The organism is Stutzerimonas stutzeri (assembly GCF_018138085.1).
Taxonomy (GTDB): Bacteria; Pseudomonadota; Gammaproteobacteria; order Pseudomonadales; family Pseudomonadaceae; genus Stutzerimonas; species Stutzerimonas stutzeri_AI.
This window is the reverse complement of the sequence record NZ_CP073105.1, coordinates 3,085,636-3,102,406: the sequence shown is the minus strand read 5'-3', so window position 1 is coordinate 3,102,406 and position 16,771 is coordinate 3,085,636. Positions and strand designations below refer to the sequence as shown.

The following is a 16,771-nucleotide window of genomic DNA, read 5'->3' as shown; positions in this document are numbered from 1 at the left end:
CGACTCGAGGCCTTGATCGCCCAGCTCCAGCCAGGGAGCTGTCGCTTCACGCCAGCTGCGCGGGAAATATGCCGAGACGGGAGATGCAAAGATGAGCGACGCGGAGCAGCGAGCCGCCGAAGCGCTACGACAGGCCGAGCGCATCCTTTTCATTACCGGTGCCGGGCTTTCCGCCGACTCCGGGCTGCCCACCTATCGAGGCGTCGGTGGGCTCTACAACGGGCACACGGAAGACGGCTTGCCAATCGAGGCAGCGCTGTCCGGGCCCATGCTCGAGCTCAACCCGGGCTTGTGCTGGAAATACCTCGCCGAGATCGGTCGCGCCTGCCTGGCAGGAAAGCCAAATGCCGGTCACCTGGCGATTGCCGAGTTGCAGAATAGAAAGCCTGGCTGCTGGGTGCTGACCCAGAACGTTGACGGCTATCACCGCGCGGCCGGAAGCCCGCCGCAACGACTGATCGAGATCCACGGCACGCTTGCACCTCTGTTCTGCATGAGCTGCGGAGAGGAAAGTGCCGAGCTGGCGGAGCACCTGTCGAGGTCGCTCCCACCACAGTGCTCGCTATGCAGCGGCGTGCTTCGACCGCCCGTCGTGCTGTTCGAGGAAATGCTGCCGGCGCTGGCGTTGAGGCGTTTGCAGAGCGAGCTGCAGACAGGTTTCGATGCGGTGGTTGCGGTCGGCACGTCCGCCAGTTTTGCCTATATCGTCGAGCCCTTGCTGCATGTGCGAAACAGCGGCGGTTTTACGGCTCAGATCGACCCGAGCGCCAGCGAGTTGTCGCTTTTGGTCGATGTACATATAGCCGCGGCTGCCGCGGACGTTTTGCCACACCTCATTCGTCACATTTTTCGCGATTGAATTTGCTCATCGATACGACAGCAGGCATAGTTCCGCCACTTCGATTTCCAGACGTCCCGTGTTATGCGAAGAAGCCTCTCATCACTTTTGCCTGTATCGCTCGTTTTGTTGCTGGCGGCTTGTGCCAGTCAGCCAGAGCAGAGCGAAGCTCCCATCGTCCCGGAGGGCTTCGCTTTCAGATTCCCCGCTGAGCTGACGGAAGCCAGCGCGGACGCGCAAGCCGATTCGGACGAGCCGACCGAACAACAGCTGCGTGAGCTCGCCGACGAACAAAGCTACGAACTCCCAGCGCTGGCCGACAGCGTGCTGGAACTCGGCTTCAAGCTGGTCGGAACGCCGTATCGCTACGGCGGCAGCTCGACCAAGACGGGCTTCGACTGTAGCGGTTTCGTGGGCTTCCTGTTCCGCAAGGAAGCTGGAATCGACCTGCCGCGCTCGACTCGCGAAATGATCAATCTTGATGCACCGAAAGTCGCGCGCAGCGATCTCGAGCCAGGCGATGTGGTGTTCTTCAACAATCGCGGCCGCGGCCGGGTCAGCCACGCCGGTATCTACATCGGCAACGATCAGTTCATCCACTCGGCCAGCCGCCGCAGCGGAGGCGTGCGCGTCGATAGCCTGGACGACAAGTACTGGCGCAGCAGCTTCATGCAGGCCAAGCGCGTTCTGGCGCTGGCGCACGATTCCAACGCGGTTCCCACTCATCACTGATCGCTGAAAGAGCGGTGCGCCGGGCTTGCATCCGCAAACGCATGCCGGCAGAGTGATGGCTCATTTGCCTGGACCGCTCTGTCATGCTTCTTCTGGCCCGATTTCTGACCGTCTTGGTGGCTGCCTTCCTGGTATCCGCCTGTTCCAGTCGGACGCCGGTCGAGCCGACGGTCATCGCACCCCAGCCGACGCAGCAATATCCCGGAACCGCCGAAGAAGTGCTGTTCACCGCCTTGGGGTTGGTCGGCACGCCTTATCGCTATGGCGGCAATACGCCTGACGGCGGCTTCGATTGCAGTGGTTTGATCGGTTATGTCTACCGAGGAGCGGCCGGCGTCGCGCTACCACGGACCACGCGTGAGATGAACGCCATGCACGCTCAGGCGGTCAAGCGCGATGCGCTGAAAGCAGGGGATCTGGTGTTCTTCGCCACCAGTGGTGGGCGCCGTGTCAGCCATGCGGGCATCTATGTGGGCGAAGGGCGTTTCGTCCATGCGCCATCGACCGGCGGAACCGTCCGCCTGGACAGTCTTTCCAACCGTTACTGGCAGAAAAACTACCTCAGTGCCAAGCGCGTTCTCGACAGCGAGCGCCTCGCTCGCAACCCGTAGCGGCCCGTGCTCGGTCGGGATGCGGGCCCGGAACGGGGTTCGTCGCGGCCAATGGGGCTGGCAAGCCTTGGCGGCGGTTGCGTTTGGCACTGCGACTCGAGGCTCGTTCAATGGCGCCGATCATGCGACTTCCCGATCAGCCTGAAGCCTGCGAGCTCTGCCTCCGTCAGGCACCGCTGACTCGCCATCACCTGATCCCCAAAGCCCTGCATGGCAAGACCTACGTGCGCAAGCGCTTCGGACGTGAGGCGCGCATCACTGCCACCTTGTGGGTTTGCCGGCCCTGTCATAACCAGATCCACCGCCTGTTCAGCGAGAAGGAACTGGCGCTCCATTACAACAGTCGCGATGCCCTGCTGAGCGACCCGCGCCTGCGCACCTTCGTCGAGTGGCTGTCCAGCAAGCCTGCGGGGTTCGTGCCGCGCCATTGATTCGAGATGGCATGTCTGGAAATACACCGAGTTTGACATCCGTCAGGTGTCGTTTTGTCGCACTTTGGCTATGATCGCCGCCCCAACTTCTCGGGTGCGCTAACCGCGCACGAACCGTTCCCTCTTATGCATCTGGTGTCCCATGCCTGAAATACTTCAGTACGTGCTGATCGGCTTCGCCGTGGCCGCTCTGCTCGGTGTCGTCCTCGAAGAAATAACCCATGTGAACAAAGCCAAGGTCACGCTGTTTTTCGGCACCCTGGCGTGGATATTGTTGTTCGTCTTTTCTCCTGCCGGCGCCGAGCGTGAGCAGGTGCTGACGAGCCTCAACGAGAACATTGCGGAAATCGCCGGGCTCTGGATTTTCCTGGTCGCGGCCATGACATTTGTGGCGTACCTGAACAAGAAGGGGATGATCGAAAACCTGATCTACCTGGTACTGCCCAAACGGATCAGTGAGCGAGCGCTGCTGTTCCTGACCGCGGCATTCTGCTTCGTGTTCTCCTCGCTGGCGGACAACATCACCGCGACCCTGGTCTCGATCACGCTGATTCTTTCGCTCAAGCTCAGCGCCGAAAAGACCATCAAGTACGCCGCCCTGGTGGTCTTCGCGGTGAACTCGGGTGGGGTGGCGCTGATCACCGGCGACGTCACAACGCTGATGATCTTTCTTGCGGGCAAGGTCAAGATTCTGCAATTGCTGCTGCTGGCGCTGCCGGCGTTTCTGGCGGTCATGCTGCTGGCCGCCATGCTTTCGTTGGGCATGAGCGGGCAGGTGCTGGTGCAGAGCCATCGCACCGATGTCCGTCGGGTCGACATCGCCATCGCGCTGATCTTTCTGGGCACCATCCTGTGCACCATCGCCGGCAACTTCTTCTTCCAGATCCCTCCGGTGCTGACCTTCCTCACGGGACTCTCGGTCATGTTTCTGGTGGCGCGCTTCTTCAGTGACGACATCGAGACCGATCCGATCTTGGAATACGTGCGTCAGGTCGAGTTCGAAACCCTGCTGTTCTTCCTGGGTATTCTCCTGTTGGTCGGTATGCTCAAGGAAATCCACGTGCTCGACGGGCTGGTGCGCATCTACGATCAGGTACCGGCAGTGCTGGCCAACTATCTGATGGGCATTCTGTCCTCGATGATAGACAACGTGCCGCTGACGGCCGCATTGCTCAAGTCCGGGCTTGCAATGGGTATCGCCGAATGGATGGTGTTGACCTATTCGGTCGGGGTTGGCGGCTCGTTGCTGGTGATCGGCTCCGCCGCAGGTATCGTGGCCATGAGCAAGGTGCCGGGACTGACCTTCGGTAGTTACATGAAGTACAGCCTGTACCTGTTCATCGCGTTCAATCTCGGCTTCGCCGGTGTCTACCTGACCGGCCTGGCGGTCGCCGACATGTTCGGCTGAGCCTCGCGGGAAGGCGCCGCGGCCCATTGATCGTTGGGGTGGGCTGCGGCGCTTACCAGTGCAGATTGAAGTGCGAGCCGAGGACGAACTCGCCGTCCAGCAGGTCCCACCGCTCGACGCAGGCCGTCTTGTCATCGCCTGCGTGCAGCTTCAGGCGATTGAACGAGTTTGGCGAAGTGCCGCGAACCCTCGACGACAGCGTGGTGCCGGCCTGCACCATCCATATCTCGCGCGACAGCCCGGGATACTGCCTGGATAACGGCAGCACATAGGGCAGGTGAATGTGCCCACCCATCACCAGATCAAGTCCCTCATCGGCCCATCGATGCAGCGCGTCGTCGGCGTTGTGCTGCAGGTTGCTCAAATCGCTCAAAACCATCGCACCGAACGGCTGATGCGCTACCACGATGCGCAACTTGCGCGGATCGGTCCGCTTCAGGCGCTGCGTCACAGCCGCTACCTGCTCCTCGGTGACCAACCCGTCTTTGTGCCGCCGTGGATGGGTGGTGTTGAGACCGATGATCAGCGCTTCATCGTTCTCATAAGTCGGTTCCAGGTCGTTCCCGAAATGCCGGCGGTAGTTTCGGTAGGGCATCAGGAAACGGGCGAAGACGTTATACAGCGGGATGTCGTGATTGCCCGGGATCACCAGGGTGTTGCCGATGCCGTGGTCGTGCAGCCGCTGGACGAACGCGTGCGCGGCGGCGAATTGCGTGGCCCTGGCCCGCTGGGTGATATCGCCGGAAAAAATCAGTAGATCGGCCTTGTGTTCCCGCACGTGATCTTCCATGGCTTGCACTACGGCTGCCTGCTCAGTGCCGAAGTGGGTGTCGGATATCTGCACGATGGTCGTCATGGGGCGGGCGTCTTCTCGTCGAGGCTGGAACGGGATGAGGGCATTGTTGCATTCGAAGGCCAGAAGCGCCTGACGGTTCCGGCAAAATGCCAGCCAGTGGCAATCGAGCGTTACCTCCGGCAGGTGGCCGATGCCCGAGGTTGCGCTGTGCAGAGCCTTCGACTACCCTCCGCGCTGCTTCAGGTACCGCTGGCTAAACGCCAGAGGTGAAACAGGGAAGCCGGTCCATTCCTTCGAAGACTCCGGCGCTGCCCCCGCAACGGTAGGCGAGACAAGAAACCGCTCACAGCCACTGTGCCAACAGGCATGGGAAGGCGCGGTTTCGGGACGCTGCAACGCGTCCGCTCGCAAGCCCGGAGACCGGCCTGTCGCATTCCACGGCAGTGCGGCGGGCGCTGATCGGGGTGCGGCTGCCTGCACCTGCACTCCCTTCGCATTCTCCGTCTGCCCTTATCGACTGTTGTCGTGCGGCGGGCACGACGGAGACCTGAACCTTGATTGGCAAGCCTCGTTTCAAGCCAGCGACCTGTGTGTTGCTTGGCAGTTTTCCCCTGTTTGGCGGCCCGTTGGCTGCCGCACCGCTGGCGCTCCAGCAGCAAATCGTTACCGCGACGCGTACCGCGCAGACGGTTGAACAAAGCCTTGCGGCCGTGACCGTCCTTGACCGCGAGCGGATCGAACGGAGCCAGGCCGCATCGCTGCCCGAACTGCTCAAGCAGGTGCCGGGCGTCTCCTTGACCAACTCCGGTGGGCCAGGCAAGAACACCTCTCTGTTCATGCGTGGTAGCGAGTCCGACCATGTGCTGGTGCTCGTCGATGGCGTCAAGATCGGCTCGGTGACCGGCGGTGGGGCAGCGCTGCAAGACCTTCCGCTGGAGCTGATCGAGCGTATCGAAGTGGTGCGCGGGCCGCGCTCCAGCCTGTACGGCTCGGAAGCCATCGGTGGCGTGATCCAGATATTCACGCGCAAGGGGCAAGGGGAGGGCGCCAAGCCATTCTTCTCGGCGGGCTACGGTACCCACGACAGCTACAGCGGCAGCATCGGCGTGTCCGGCGGCGATGGTCGCGGCTGGTACAGCCTGGGCGCCAGCGGTTCCGATACGGACGGCATCAACGCCAAGTCGGTACAGACGAGCGGCTACGAAAGCGACGCCGACGGCTATCGCAACCTCTCCGCCACCTTGAGCGCGGGGTATCGCTTCGACAACGGCCTGGAACTGGACGCCAATGTCCTGCGCGCCAAATCCCATAACGATTACGACAGCGTCAACAGCAAGCGTACAGCGGGTTTCGGCGCCAATGCCGACGGCGAGTCGCGCGTGTTCGGTACCCGTGCGCGCTTCAGTCCCCTCGAGCGTTGGGCCGTAACCCTGCAGGCCGGGCGCAGCGAAGACGATTCCGATGCGTACCAGGATGGGCGCTTTTACTCACGCTTCGACAGCCGACGCGACAGCCTCAGCTGGCAGAACGATATAGAGCTGGCGGCCGGCCACACCCTGACGCTGGGCGTCGATCACCAGCACGACGAAGTCGACAGTACCGCGACGTACGCCGAGGACTCGCGTGATAACGACGGCTACTTCGCTCAGTACCTGGGGCAGGCCGGGCGTCACGACTGGCAGGTTTCGCTGCGCCACGACGATAACGAGCAGTTCGGTCAGCATGACACCGGCAACGTCGGCTACGGCTATGGCTTCACCGACTGGCTGCGCGGCTCCATCAGCTACGGCAGTGCCTTCAAAGCCCCCACGTTCAACGAGCTGTACTACCCCGACTACGGCAATCCGAACCTCGAGGCGGAGACGTCTCGCAGCCTCGAGATTGGCCTTGCGGGACAGCACGGCTGGGGGCACTGGGCCGTCAACGCCTATCGCACGGTGATCGATGACCTGATCGCCTACGACGCGAGCATTTTCGGACCGGCGAACGTGCAGGAGGCGCGCATTCGTGGCGTCGAGCTGGTCGTTGGAAGTCAGTTGATGGGCTGGGACTGGAGCGCCAATTACAGCCTGCTGGAACCGGAAAATCGCTCCGCTGGAGCCAACCGTGGCAACGAGCTGACACGCCGCGCCAAGCAGTTGTTCAACTTCGACGTCGATCGCCGCCTCGGCGCGTTCAGCGTCGGCGCCAGCCTGCATGCCGAGGGGCAACGCTATGACGATCTGGCTAACCAGAACGAACTGGCCGGCTACGCCACATTGGATCTGCGTGGTGAATACCGTATGAGCCCCGAGTGGCGACTGCAGGCTCGTGTCGCCAACCTGCTGGATGCCGATTACGAGACCGCGCGTGGTTACAACCAACCGGGCCAGGCGGCCTATCTCACCGTGCGCTACCAGGCGCTTTGAGCCCGAGGCGCGGGCATCTCGCCCGCGCCTATCGAAGGAGACTTGCAATGATCAAGCTTGCCCCGCGACACCAACTGCTGGCCGGAATCGCCCTGATTGCACTGATGGCGATGACTCGCGGTCAGCACTTCGCCAGCGTCAACCTGCCGAGCGCGTCCTGGGCGGTGTTTTTCCTCGCGGGCGTGCTGCTGAGGCCGAAGTGGATCTTTGCAGTGCTGTTTCTCGAGGCTTCGTTGCTGGACTTCGCCGCGATTCAATGGGCGGGGGTGAGCGACTGGTGCATGTCGCCAGCCTACTGGGCGTTGGTTCCGGCGTACGGTTCGTTGTGGCTGGGCGGTCGGCTCTACGCTGGCTGGCACCGCGACCAGCCCAGCAGCCTCGCCCGGCTGGCGTTGTGCGTGATGGTGAGTGCCTTCGTTTGCTATCTGTTCTCAGGCGGCGGCTTCCTCTATTTCTCCGGTCGTTATCCGGAGCCGAGCCTGGCGCTGCTGGCCGAGCGGGTTGGCCACTATTACCCACGTTACCTGGCGAACCTGGCGCTGTATGTCGGTACCGCCGCGGTGCTGTTTGTCGGCCTGCGCGCCTGGAGTGCCAAGCGTGAAGAGGAGGCCCGGGCATGACTGAGTCCGGCGAGCGCGACGCACGCCACAAGGCGCGGATGCAGCGTAAGAAGGCGGTCATCGACGAGAAGATTGCCGAGGCGCAGGACGAATATGGCCTGTTGCTGGTGCACACCGGTAATGGCAAAGGCAAGAGCAGCTCGGCGTTCGGCATGGTCGCGCGAGCGCTCGGTCATGGGATGAAGGTCGGCGTGGTGCAGTTCATCAAGGGAGCGGCCAGCACCGGCGAGGAGAATTTCTTCCGTCGCTTCTCCAACGAGGTGCGCTATCACGTGATGGGTGAGGGGTTTACCTGGGAAACCCAGGATCGCCAGCGCGACATCGCCAAGGCGCGCGAGGCCTGGGCGGTAGCGGCCGAATTGCTCGCCGATCCGGAGATCGGACTAGTGGTGCTCGACGAGCTGAACATCGCGTTGAAGTACGGCTATCTCGATCTCGATCCCGTGCTCGCCGATATCGAATCGCGACCGATGCTGCAGCATGTGGTGGTCACCGGGCGAGGCGCGCCGCCGAAGCTGATCGAGGCGGCCGATACCGTCACCGAAATGAGCCTGGTCAAACATGCGTTCAAGGCCGGGGTAAAGGCGCAGAAAGGGGTGGAGTTCTGATGCCGGCGATCTGGAGCTGCGTAGGGTGGATGACGCTTTGTTCATCCACCATTGCCGGCGGTGGATGGGTAGAGCGTCATCCACCCTACGGTGCCGCCCCTCTGGTACCTGAATCGGTCTACGCCGAAAGCGGGGCAGCACGGTGAACGCGCCGCGCCAGTGCCCGGCACTGTTGATCGCCGCGCCCGCATCCGGCCAGGGCAAGACAACCGTTACGGCGGGGCTGGCACGCTTGCACAGTCGTCAGGGCAAGCGGGTGCGGGTATTCAAATGCGGCCCCGACTTCCTCGATCCCATGGTGCTCGCCCGGGCCAGTGGTCATCCGGTCTATCAGCTCGACCTATGGATGGTCGGCGAGGCGCAGAGCCGGCAATTGCTATGGGAGGCCGCCGGCGAGGCCGATCTCATCCTGATCGAAGGCGTGATGGGCCTGTTCGACGGAGTGCCGTCGGCTGCCGATCTGGCTCGGAAGTTCGGCATCCCGATCCTCTCGGTGGTGGACGGATCGGCCATGGCTCAGACATTCGGCGCGTTGGCCCACGGCCTGGCGAGCTACCAAGCGGATCTGCCGTTCGCGGGCGTGCTTGCCAACCGGGTGGGCAGCAGCCGCCACGGCGAGATTCTGCGCGACTGCCTGCCGCCGCACATTGGCTGGTTCGGCGCACTGCCGCGTAGCGAGGCGGCCAATCTGCCGAGTCGTCACCTGGGATTGGTGCAGGCGCAGGAGCTGGCCGATCTGGACGACCGTCTCGACGCGGTGGCCGATGCGCTGCAAGCCAGTGCCGATTGTGAGCTCCCGGCCCCGGTTCGCTTCGTGCCGGCTGACCCCGTCGAGCTGCCGCCCCTGTTGCAAGGTGTGCGTATCGGAGTGGCGCGCGACCCGGCGTTCGCCTTCATCTACCAGGCCAATCTCGATCTGCTGCGCGCGCTTGGCGCCGAGTTGCTGTTCTTTTCGCCGCTGCGCTATGCGCGGCTACCGTCGGTAGACAGCCTGTATCTGCCTGGCGGTTACCCGGAGCTGCACATGCAGGCGCTCAGCCGCAACCTGCCGATCGGCGATGCCATTCGTGCACATCATGCGGCCGGTAAGCCGATCCTCGCCGAGTGCGGCGGCATGCTCTATCTGCTCGACAGCCTCACCGACAAGGCCGGCGCTCGCGAAGCGATGCTCGGTGTGCTGCCAGGCGAGGCCAGGCTGCAGCCACGCCTCACGGCGCTGGCGTTGCAGGAGGTTGAGCTGCCGGAGGGGCGTCTGCGCGGGCACACCTATCATCACTCGTCGCTCGAAACGACGCTGCAGCCGCTGGCGCATGGTCAATGCCCCAATTACAAGCGCACCGCCGAGCCGGTGTATCGGCAGGGCCGGTTGACCGCCAGCTATATCCACCTTTATCTACCCTCGGCGCCGGAGGCAGCCGCTGCGCTGTTTCGGCCATGAGCGAGCACGCCTTCTCCGCGGCCGAGCGCGCCGGCGTCTACCGGGCAATCGCCGAACGGCGCGACATGCGTCACTTCGTGGCCGGAGAGATCGAGCCGGCGCTGCTCGGGCGGCTGCTCGAAGCTGCGCACATGGCGCCGAGCGTCGGGCTGATGCAGCCGTGGCGGTTCATCCGTATCACCCGGAGCGACTTGCGCGAGGCGATAGCCGAGCAGGTGGACGAGGAGCGCCAGCGCACCGCCGGAGAGCTGGGCGAGCGGGGCAGCGAATTCATGCAGTTGAAGGTGGAAGGGATCCGTGAGTGCGCCGGATTGCTCGTGGTGGCCTTGATGGATGGGCGCGAAGGCCACGTCTTCGGTCGCCGCACCATGCCCGAAATGGACCTGGCTTCTGCCGCCTGCGCCATTCAGAACCTCTGGCTTGCAGCCCGTGCGGAAGGGCTGGGCATGGGCTGGGTGTCGCTGTTCGATCCGCAGGCATTGGCCGCACTTCTGGAAATGCCCGAGGGCGCCCAGCCGGTCGCGGTGGTCTGTCTGGGACCGGTTGCCGAGTTCTACCCGGCACCGATGCTGGCGCTGACGGGCTGGACTCAGCCCCGACCGCTGCACGAGCTGCTGTTCCATAACGGCTGGGGAGCAGGCGAATGAGCGTGGCGTTGAGCTGCCTGGCCGGGGTCGGGCTGGACGTCGTGCTTGGCGAGCCGCGTCGCGGTCATCCGCTGGTACTGTTCGGTCAATTGGCGGACCGCCTCGAAGCGCATTTCAATGGTCCCGATGGCCGTGGCTGGCGCAGCCACGGCGTCACGGCCTGGTGCCTGGCGGTGCTACCGCTGACGGCGCTTGCCTGGTTGCTGAGCCTGCTGCCCGGGGTGGGCTGGGTCGTCGAGGTCCTGCTGCTGTACATCGCACTGGGGCTGCGCAGCCTTGGCGAGCACCTGGTTCCGGTAGCGCTCGCCCTGCGTCAGGGCGATCTGGCCGAGGCGCGCCGACGGGTCGGTTTCATCGTCAGCCGGGATACCGGCTCGCTTGACGAGCAGGGGGTGGCACGCGCGGCGACCGAATCGGCTCTGGAGAACGGCAGCGATGCGGTATTCGCTGCGCTGTTCTGGTTCGCCATCGCCGGTGCGCCTGGCGTGGTGCTGTACCGCCTGAGCAATACCCTGGATGCGATGTGGGGCTATCGCAATCCACGCTTCGAGCGCTTCGGTTGGGCCGCGGCGCGAATCGACGACCTGCTCAATTACCTTCCCGCCCGGCTCGTTGCCTTGACCTACGCGGTGCTAGGCCAGACGCGTCGGGCCTGGGCTTGTTGGCGACGCCAGGCCCCGCAGTGGGACAGCCCCAATGCCGGGCCGGTGATGGCGGCCGGGGCGGGGGCGCTGGGCCTGTCGTTGGGCGGCCCGGCGATCTATCACGGTGAGCTGCACGAGCGGCCGCCGCTGGGGGAGGGCGAGGCCCCGACTGCGCGTGATATCGAGCGCGCGCTGGACATGGTCTGGGCGGGTGTCGGCCTCTGGTTGCTGGCGTTGCTGCTGGGAGGCTGGCTGGATGCTTGAGCACGGCGGACGATTACGGGCGGCCGCGCAGGCCTTCGACATACCCCTGGCACGCTGGCTCGACCTGTCGACCGGTATCGCGCCATACGGGTTCGACCTGCCGGCGATTCCAGACGATGCATGGAACCGTCTGCCGGATGCCGATGACGAGCTGGAGGCCGTCGCGCGCGATTATTACGGCGTCTCCTCACTGCTGCCGGTGCCCGGGTCGCAGGCGGCTATCCAGCTGCTTCCCAGGCTGAGACGCACCTCGCAGGTCGGCATCGTTTCGCCCTGCTATGCCGAGCACGCAGAGGCCTGGCGCCGCGAAGGTCATCGGCTCAGCGAATTCAGCGAAGGCAGCGTGCCACGTGCGCTGGATGGCCTCGACGTGCTGGTGGTGGTCAATCCGAACAATCCCACCGGGCGTTTTCTAGCCGCCGAGCAACTGTTGGCCTGGCATGCGTGCTTGGCGGCGCGTGGCGGCTGGCTGGTGGTCGACGAAGCCTTCATCGATCTCTCGCCCGAATGCAGTCTGGCGGCGCATGCGCACCTGCCAGGGCTGATCGTGTTGCGCTCGTTCGGCAAGTTCTTCGCCATGGCCGGCGCGCGGCTCGGCTTCGTGCTCGCCGAGCCCGAGCTGTTGGCGGCGCTGAGCAAGGAGCTCGGCCCTTGGCCGATCGCCGGACCGACTCGGTACGTCGGCGCCTCACTGCTGGCCGATCACGCCGGCCAGCGCCGGCAGCGCGAGCGGCTCCTGGCCGACACCCAACGCCTGGCGCACCTGTTGACCGCGAACGGGCTGGCGCCAGTCGGCGGCTGTGGTCTGTTTCAGTGGGTCGTCAGCGATGATTCCGAGCGGCTATACGAGTCGTTCGCCCGCCGAGGCATCCTGCTGCGACGCTTCCAATATCCACCCAGCCTGCGTTTCGGCCTTCCGCCAGACGAGGCGGGCTGGTCACGCCTGGCGGACGCGCTCGCAGAGTATCGGGAGGCCGACCAATGAGCACGCTGATGGTGCAGGGAACAACATCGGATGCCGGCAAGAGCACCCTGGTCACGGCGCTGTGCCGCTGGCTGCGTCGGCAGCAGGTGACGGTGGCTCCGTTCAAACCGCAGAACATGGCGCTCAACAGTGCGGTAACGGCAGACGGCGGCGAGATCGGCCGTGCCCAGGCGGTGCAGGCTGAGGCGGCCGGGCTGGCACCACATACCGACATGAATCCGATCCTGCTCAAGCCCAACAGTGACGTCGGCGCGCAGGTCATCATCCATGGCCATGCGGTAAGCAACATGGACGCGGTGGCCTACCACGACTACAAGCGCGTGGCGATGGAAGCGGTGCTGGCCTCCCATCGCCGCCTGAGTGAGGCGTATCGGGTGGTGATGGTCGAGGGCGCCGGGTCGCCCGCCGAGATCAATCTGCGTGCCAACGACATCGCCAACATGGGCTTTGCCGAAGCGGTGGACTGCCCGGTTATCCTGATCGCCGATATCGACAAGGGTGGTGTCTTCGCCCATCTGGTCGGCACGCTGGAGCTGCTCAGTGCCAGCGAGCAGGCGCGGGTCAAGGGCTTCGTGATCAACCGGTTTCGCGGCGACATCGCGCTGCTGCAGCCCGGCCTGGACTGGCTCGAACGACGCACCGGCAAGCCGGTGCTCGGCGTGCTGCCCTATCTTATGGACTTCCATCTGGAAGCCGAGGACGCAATCGACCTGCGTCAATCCGCCAAGGCCGCACACACCCTCAGGGTCGTGGTGCCGGCGCTGCCGCGCATCAGCAATCACACCGATTTCGACCCGTTGCGCCTGCATCCGCAGGTGGATTTGCGGTTTGTGGGGCCGGGGCAGGCGATCCCGGGTGCCGACCTGATCATCCTGCCTGGCTCGAAAAGCGTTCGTGCCGACCTCGCCTGGCTGCGCGAAAACGGCTGGGATGCGGCCATCCACCGTCACCTGCGCTACGGCGGAAAAGTGCTCGGCATCTGCGGCGGTTTGCAGATGCTCGGCGAGCGGATTGCCGACCCGCTGGGGATTGAAGGTGAGGCGGGACAGAGCGAAGGGTTGGGCCTGCTGACGCTGACCACCGAACTGGCCGCGCAGAAGCAATTGCGCAACGTCCGTGGCCATCTTCTGCTTGGTGATGCCCCGATCGAGGGCTACGAAATCCATGCCGGCATCAGCCAAGGCCCGGCGTTGGAACTCGCCGCCGTTCGGCTGGAAGACGGGCGAATGGACGGGGCGGTCAGCGCCGATGGGCAGGTTCTCGGCACCTACCTTCATGGATTGTTCGAAACCCCCGAAGCCTGCCAGGCGCTGCTTGGCTGGGCCGGGCTGAATGAGGCGCAGCGGGTCGACTACCACGCACTGCGTGAGCGCGACATCGAGCGTCTGGCCGACATGGTCGAGGCGCATGTGGACACCGCACGGCTGAAAAGCCTGTGCGGCCTTGACCCGGAGTGACCACGGCATGATCGAACTGATTCTCGGCGGCGCCCGCTCCGGCAAGAGCCGACTGGCCGAGCGGCTGGCAGGCGAAAGCGGCCTGCCGGTCACCTACATCGCCACCAGCCAGCCGCTGGACGGTGAAATGAGCGCTCGTATCGCGCAGCACCGGGCGCGTCGGCCGGCTGGCTGGACGCTGGTCGAGGAGCCGCTGGCCCTGGCCGCGGTGCTGCGTGAACACGCCAGCCCTGAGCGCTGCCTGCTGGTGGACTGCCTGACCCTGTGGTTGACCAACCTGTTGATGCTGGACGATACGACGCGCCTGGCTGCCGAGCGGGATGCGCTGCTCGACTGCGTGGCTGCGTTGCCAGGCAGGGTACTGCTGGTCAGCAACGAAACCGGGCTGGGCGTGGTTCCGCTGGGTGAGCTGAGCCGGCGTTATGTCGACGAGGCGGGCTGGCTGCATCAGGCCCTGGCCGAGCGTTGCGGGCGCGTGGTGTTTACCGTGGCGGGCTTGCCGATGACGTTGAAGGGAGAACCGCTTTGATCGAACAGTGGTGGTTGGAGCCTTGCCGCGCGCTGGATGAACCGGCGCGCCTGGCTGCATCCGAGCGCGACGCTCAGTTGACCAAGCCGGGCGGCGCATTGGGGCGCCTTGACGCGTTGGTCCCGCATCTGGCGGCCCTGCGTGGCCAGGCGCGGCCGAGCGTGGATCCGGTCTGGATCACGGTTTTTGCCGGCGATCATGGTGTCGTCGCAGAAGGTGTCTCCGCGTTTCCACAGTCGGTAACCGGACAAATGCTGGGCAACTTCGTCAACGGCGGCGCGGCAATAAGCGTGCTGGCCCGTCAGTTGGGCGCCAGGCTTGAAGTGGTCGATCTTGGCACGGCGATACCGATCGGACCGTTGTCCGGTGTGCGGCATCTGGCGTTAGGCGCGGGTACCGCGAATTTCGCCGAAGGCCCGGCGATGAGCGCCGATACCTGCCAGCAGGCCATGCGGGCTGGGTGCGACAGTGTGTTGCGTGCGCACGACGAGCAGTCCGCCCTGTTCATCGGTGGCGAGATGGGCATCGGCAACACGACCACGGCCGCGACGCTGGCCTGCGCGTTGCTGGCCTGCGAACCTCGCCGGCTCGCGGGTCCTGGAACGGGTCTGGACGAGGCCGGCGTGGCGCGCAAGCGCGAGGTGATCGAACGCGCGCTGGCATTGCATGCCGGCGATCATGGCGCGCTGGAGTGGATGCAGCGCGTGGGCGGCTTCGAGCTTGCGGCGCTCACGGGTGCCTATCTGACCTGCGCCCAACACGGCATTGTGGCGTTGGTGGATGGCTTCATTTGCAGTGTCGCCGCGTTGTGCGCGGTACGGCTGAACCCCGCCTGCCGGGATTGGCTGCTGTTCGCCCATCGCTCGGCCGAGCCTGGACATCTGGCCGTGCTCGATGCGCTCGACGCGCAGCCCTTGCTCGACCTTGGTCTGCGGCTGGGAGAGGGCAGCGGCGCAGCGCTGGCGGTGCCGCTGCTGCGGCTGGCCTGCGAGCTGCACGGCGGCATGGCGACTTTTGCCGAGGCGGCGGTCAGCGGGCGTGACCATGAACCTGCGGCTTGATCTGTTGCGTCACGGCGAGACCGTCGCGGGCGGCGGCTTTCGTGGTCGTCTCGATGATGAGCTGACCACTACGGGTTGGCAGCAACTACGCCAGGCCGTCTCGAACGGCGGTCCATGGCAGCGAATCGTCAGCTCGCCACTCGTTCGCTGTGCACGGTTCGCGCGCGAGCTGGCCGAGCGTCAGAAGCTCGAACTGGAAATAGAGCCCGGCTTTCGCGAGCTGGACTTCGGCGACTGGGAAGGGCGAACGGCAGCCGAGCTGATGGTCGATCAGAGCGTCGAGCTGGGCCGGTTCTGGAACGATCCCTATGGTTTCACGCCGCCGGGAGGCGAGCCGCTGGTGGCGTTCGAAGCGCGCGTCCTGACCGCTCTCGAGCGTCTCACCGACCGTTGTGCAGGCGAGCGGGTGTTGCTGGTGACTCACGGCGGAGTGATGCGGTTGCTGCTGGCCGAGGCGCGCGGATTGCCACGCGAGCGGCTGCTGCAGGTCGAGGTGCGGCATGGCGACTTGTTCGGCTTGAAGGTCGGCTTCCGCGACGCCACGCTCTGGATGGAGGAAGCATGCAGCCGTTCCTGATCGCGCTGCAATTTCTGACCAGCCTGCCGGTGCGCCTTGACCGCATGCCCGAGCCGCAGGCGGTAGGCCGTTCGCTGCTGTATTACCCATTGGTGGGCCTGTTGCTGGGAGCGATGCTCTGGCTCCTAGGCACCGTCTTGGAAAACGCCTCGGCACCGTTGCTGGCGGCACTGCTGCTGACGGGCTGGGTCGCGTTGACCGGCGGGTTGCACCTGGATGGCCTCGCCGACAGTGCCGATGCCTGGCTCGGCGGCTTCGGCGACCGTGAGCGCACCCTGACGATCATGAAGGATCCGCGCAGCGGTCCGATCGCCGTGGTGGTACTGGTACTGCTGCTGTTGCTCAAGTTCGTCGCGCTCTGGACACTGCTGGCCGCCGATCAGCGATTGGCGCTGTTGCTGGCTCCCCTGCTTGGCCGCAGTGCCTTGCTGGGCCTGTTTCTGACGACGCCATACGTTCGGCCGGGCGGGCTCGGTCAGGTGTTGGCCGAGCAGATGCCACGCAATACGAGTCGTATCGTGCTCGGCGGTGTCGTCCTTGTCTGCCTGGCCTTGGGCTCGAGCGGCTGGCTGGCACTCGCTGCGACCGTCGGCGTCGGCTGGTTGTCGCGACGGGCGATGTGTCGACGCATCGGCGGTACCACCGGTGATACCGCGGGTGCACTGCTGGAGCTGGTGGAGTGCGCTGTGCTGGTTGTATTGGCGCTCGGACTTTGAA

At 64.8% G+C, this 16,771-nt stretch carries 18 protein-coding genes and 1 riboswitch; of the genes, 17 read left to right on the top strand and 1 reads right to left on the bottom strand.

The window, feature by feature from the left end:
• Positions 1 to 91 precede the first annotated feature (91 nt).
• The 5 genes from KCX70_RS14225 (at position 92) to nhaD (ending at position 4,020) form a co-directional block, all read left to right on the top strand.
• Entirely contained in the window at positions 92 to 859 is a 768-nt protein-coding gene (locus tag KCX70_RS14225; protein ID WP_212617944.1) for an NAD-dependent protein deacylase, read from the top strand.
• 87 nt (positions 860 to 946) lie between these two features.
• Entirely contained in the window at positions 947 to 1,570 is a 624-nt protein-coding gene (locus tag KCX70_RS14220) for a C40 family peptidase (RefSeq protein WP_392602353.1), read from the top strand.
• A gap of 83 nt (positions 1,571 to 1,653) precedes the next feature.
• Positions 1,654 to 2,181, top strand: coding sequence for a C40 family peptidase (locus tag KCX70_RS14215; RefSeq protein WP_212617942.1), 528 nt, complete (start codon positions 1,654 to 1,656; stop codon positions 2,179 to 2,181).
• Between the two features lie 110 nt (positions 2,182 to 2,291).
• Entirely contained in the window at positions 2,292 to 2,612 is a 321-nt protein-coding gene (locus tag KCX70_RS14210; RefSeq protein WP_021208442.1) for a hypothetical protein, read from the top strand.
• Positions 2,613 to 2,754: 142 nt separating this feature from the next.
• The gene (gene nhaD / locus KCX70_RS14205) at positions 2,755 to 4,020 is read left to right on the top strand and encodes a sodium:proton antiporter NhaD (protein ID WP_102852156.1); all 1,266 of its coding nucleotides are present in this window, start codon (positions 2,755 to 2,757) and stop codon (positions 4,018 to 4,020) included.
• Positions 4,021 to 4,072: 52 nt separating this feature from the next.
• Here the strand turns inward: nhaD and KCX70_RS14200 are convergent, their stop codons facing one another.
• Positions 4,073 to 4,876: a metallophosphoesterase family protein gene (locus KCX70_RS14200; RefSeq protein WP_102852155.1), complete on the bottom strand. Its 804-nt coding sequence runs from the start codon at positions 4,874 to 4,876 to the stop codon at positions 4,073 to 4,075.
• A 164-nt stretch (positions 4,877 to 5,040) separates the two neighbouring features.
• Positions 5,041 to 5,259, top strand: a riboswitch (cobalamin riboswitch).
• A gap of 111 nt (positions 5,260 to 5,370) precedes the next feature.
• Between KCX70_RS14200 and btuB the strand changes: the two genes are divergently transcribed.
• The 12 genes from btuB (at position 5,371) to KCX70_RS14140 (ending at position 16,770) form a co-directional block, all read left to right on the top strand.
• Positions 5,371 to 7,224 carry a TonB-dependent vitamin B12 receptor gene (gene btuB, locus KCX70_RS14195; protein WP_102852154.1) on the top strand — a complete coding sequence of 618 codons (1,854 nt, stop codon included), beginning with the start codon at positions 5,371 to 5,373 and terminating at the stop codon, positions 7,222 to 7,224.
• 47 nt (positions 7,225 to 7,271) lie between these two features.
• On the top strand, positions 7,272 to 7,844 hold the full coding sequence (locus KCX70_RS14190) for a hypothetical protein (protein ID WP_212617941.1): 573 nt from the start codon (positions 7,272 to 7,274) through the stop codon (positions 7,842 to 7,844).
• The gene (cobO, locus tag KCX70_RS14185) at positions 7,841 to 8,452 is read left to right on the top strand and encodes a cob(I)yrinic acid a,c-diamide adenosyltransferase (RefSeq protein WP_212617940.1); all 612 of its coding nucleotides are present in this window, start codon (positions 7,841 to 7,843) and stop codon (positions 8,450 to 8,452) included. Before KCX70_RS14190 ends, cobO begins: the two co-directional genes overlap by 4 nt.
• A 142-nt stretch (positions 8,453 to 8,594) precedes the next feature.
• A complete protein-coding gene (locus KCX70_RS14180) occupies positions 8,595 to 9,890 on the top strand; it encodes a cobyrinate a,c-diamide synthase (RefSeq protein WP_102852151.1) in 1,296 nt (431 codons plus the stop codon).
• Positions 9,887 to 10,537 (top strand): 5,6-dimethylbenzimidazole synthase, encoded by a 651-nt coding sequence (gene bluB / locus KCX70_RS14175; RefSeq protein ID WP_212617939.1) that lies wholly within the window; start codon positions 9,887 to 9,889, stop codon positions 10,535 to 10,537. The genes KCX70_RS14180 and bluB overlap by 4 nt, the downstream gene beginning before the upstream one ends.
• Complete coding sequence (gene cbiB, locus KCX70_RS14170) at positions 10,534 to 11,445, top strand: adenosylcobinamide-phosphate synthase CbiB (RefSeq protein WP_212617938.1); 912 nt, start codon at positions 10,534 to 10,536, stop codon at positions 11,443 to 11,445. Before bluB ends, cbiB begins: the two co-directional genes overlap by 4 nt.
• On the top strand, positions 11,438 to 12,430 hold the full coding sequence (cobD, locus tag KCX70_RS14165) for a threonine-phosphate decarboxylase CobD (RefSeq protein ID WP_212617937.1): 993 nt from the start codon (positions 11,438 to 11,440) through the stop codon (positions 12,428 to 12,430). The genes cbiB and cobD overlap by 8 nt, the downstream gene beginning before the upstream one ends.
• The gene (locus KCX70_RS14160; RefSeq protein WP_212617936.1) at positions 12,427 to 13,887 is read left to right on the top strand and encodes a cobyric acid synthase; all 1,461 of its coding nucleotides are present in this window, start codon (positions 12,427 to 12,429) and stop codon (positions 13,885 to 13,887) included. Before cobD ends, KCX70_RS14160 begins: the two co-directional genes overlap by 4 nt.
• A gap of 7 nt (positions 13,888 to 13,894) precedes the next feature.
• On the top strand, positions 13,895 to 14,416 hold the full coding sequence (cobU, locus tag KCX70_RS14155; protein WP_212617935.1) for a bifunctional adenosylcobinamide kinase/adenosylcobinamide-phosphate guanylyltransferase: 522 nt from the start codon (positions 13,895 to 13,897) through the stop codon (positions 14,414 to 14,416).
• The gene (cobT, locus tag KCX70_RS14150; protein WP_212617934.1) at positions 14,413 to 15,477 is read left to right on the top strand and encodes a nicotinate-nucleotide--dimethylbenzimidazole phosphoribosyltransferase; all 1,065 of its coding nucleotides are present in this window, start codon (positions 14,413 to 14,415) and stop codon (positions 15,475 to 15,477) included. Before cobU ends, cobT begins: the two co-directional genes overlap by 4 nt.
• Positions 15,461 to 16,054, top strand: a complete 594-nt coding sequence (gene cobC, locus KCX70_RS14145) for an alpha-ribazole phosphatase family protein (RefSeq protein ID WP_212617933.1) — start codon at positions 15,461 to 15,463, stop codon at positions 16,052 to 16,054. Before cobT ends, cobC begins: the two co-directional genes overlap by 17 nt.
• Complete coding sequence (locus KCX70_RS14140; RefSeq protein ID WP_212617932.1) at positions 16,039 to 16,770, top strand: adenosylcobinamide-GDP ribazoletransferase; 732 nt, start codon at positions 16,039 to 16,041, stop codon at positions 16,768 to 16,770. The genes cobC and KCX70_RS14140 overlap by 16 nt, the downstream gene beginning before the upstream one ends.
• Position 16,771: the final 1 nt, after the last annotated feature.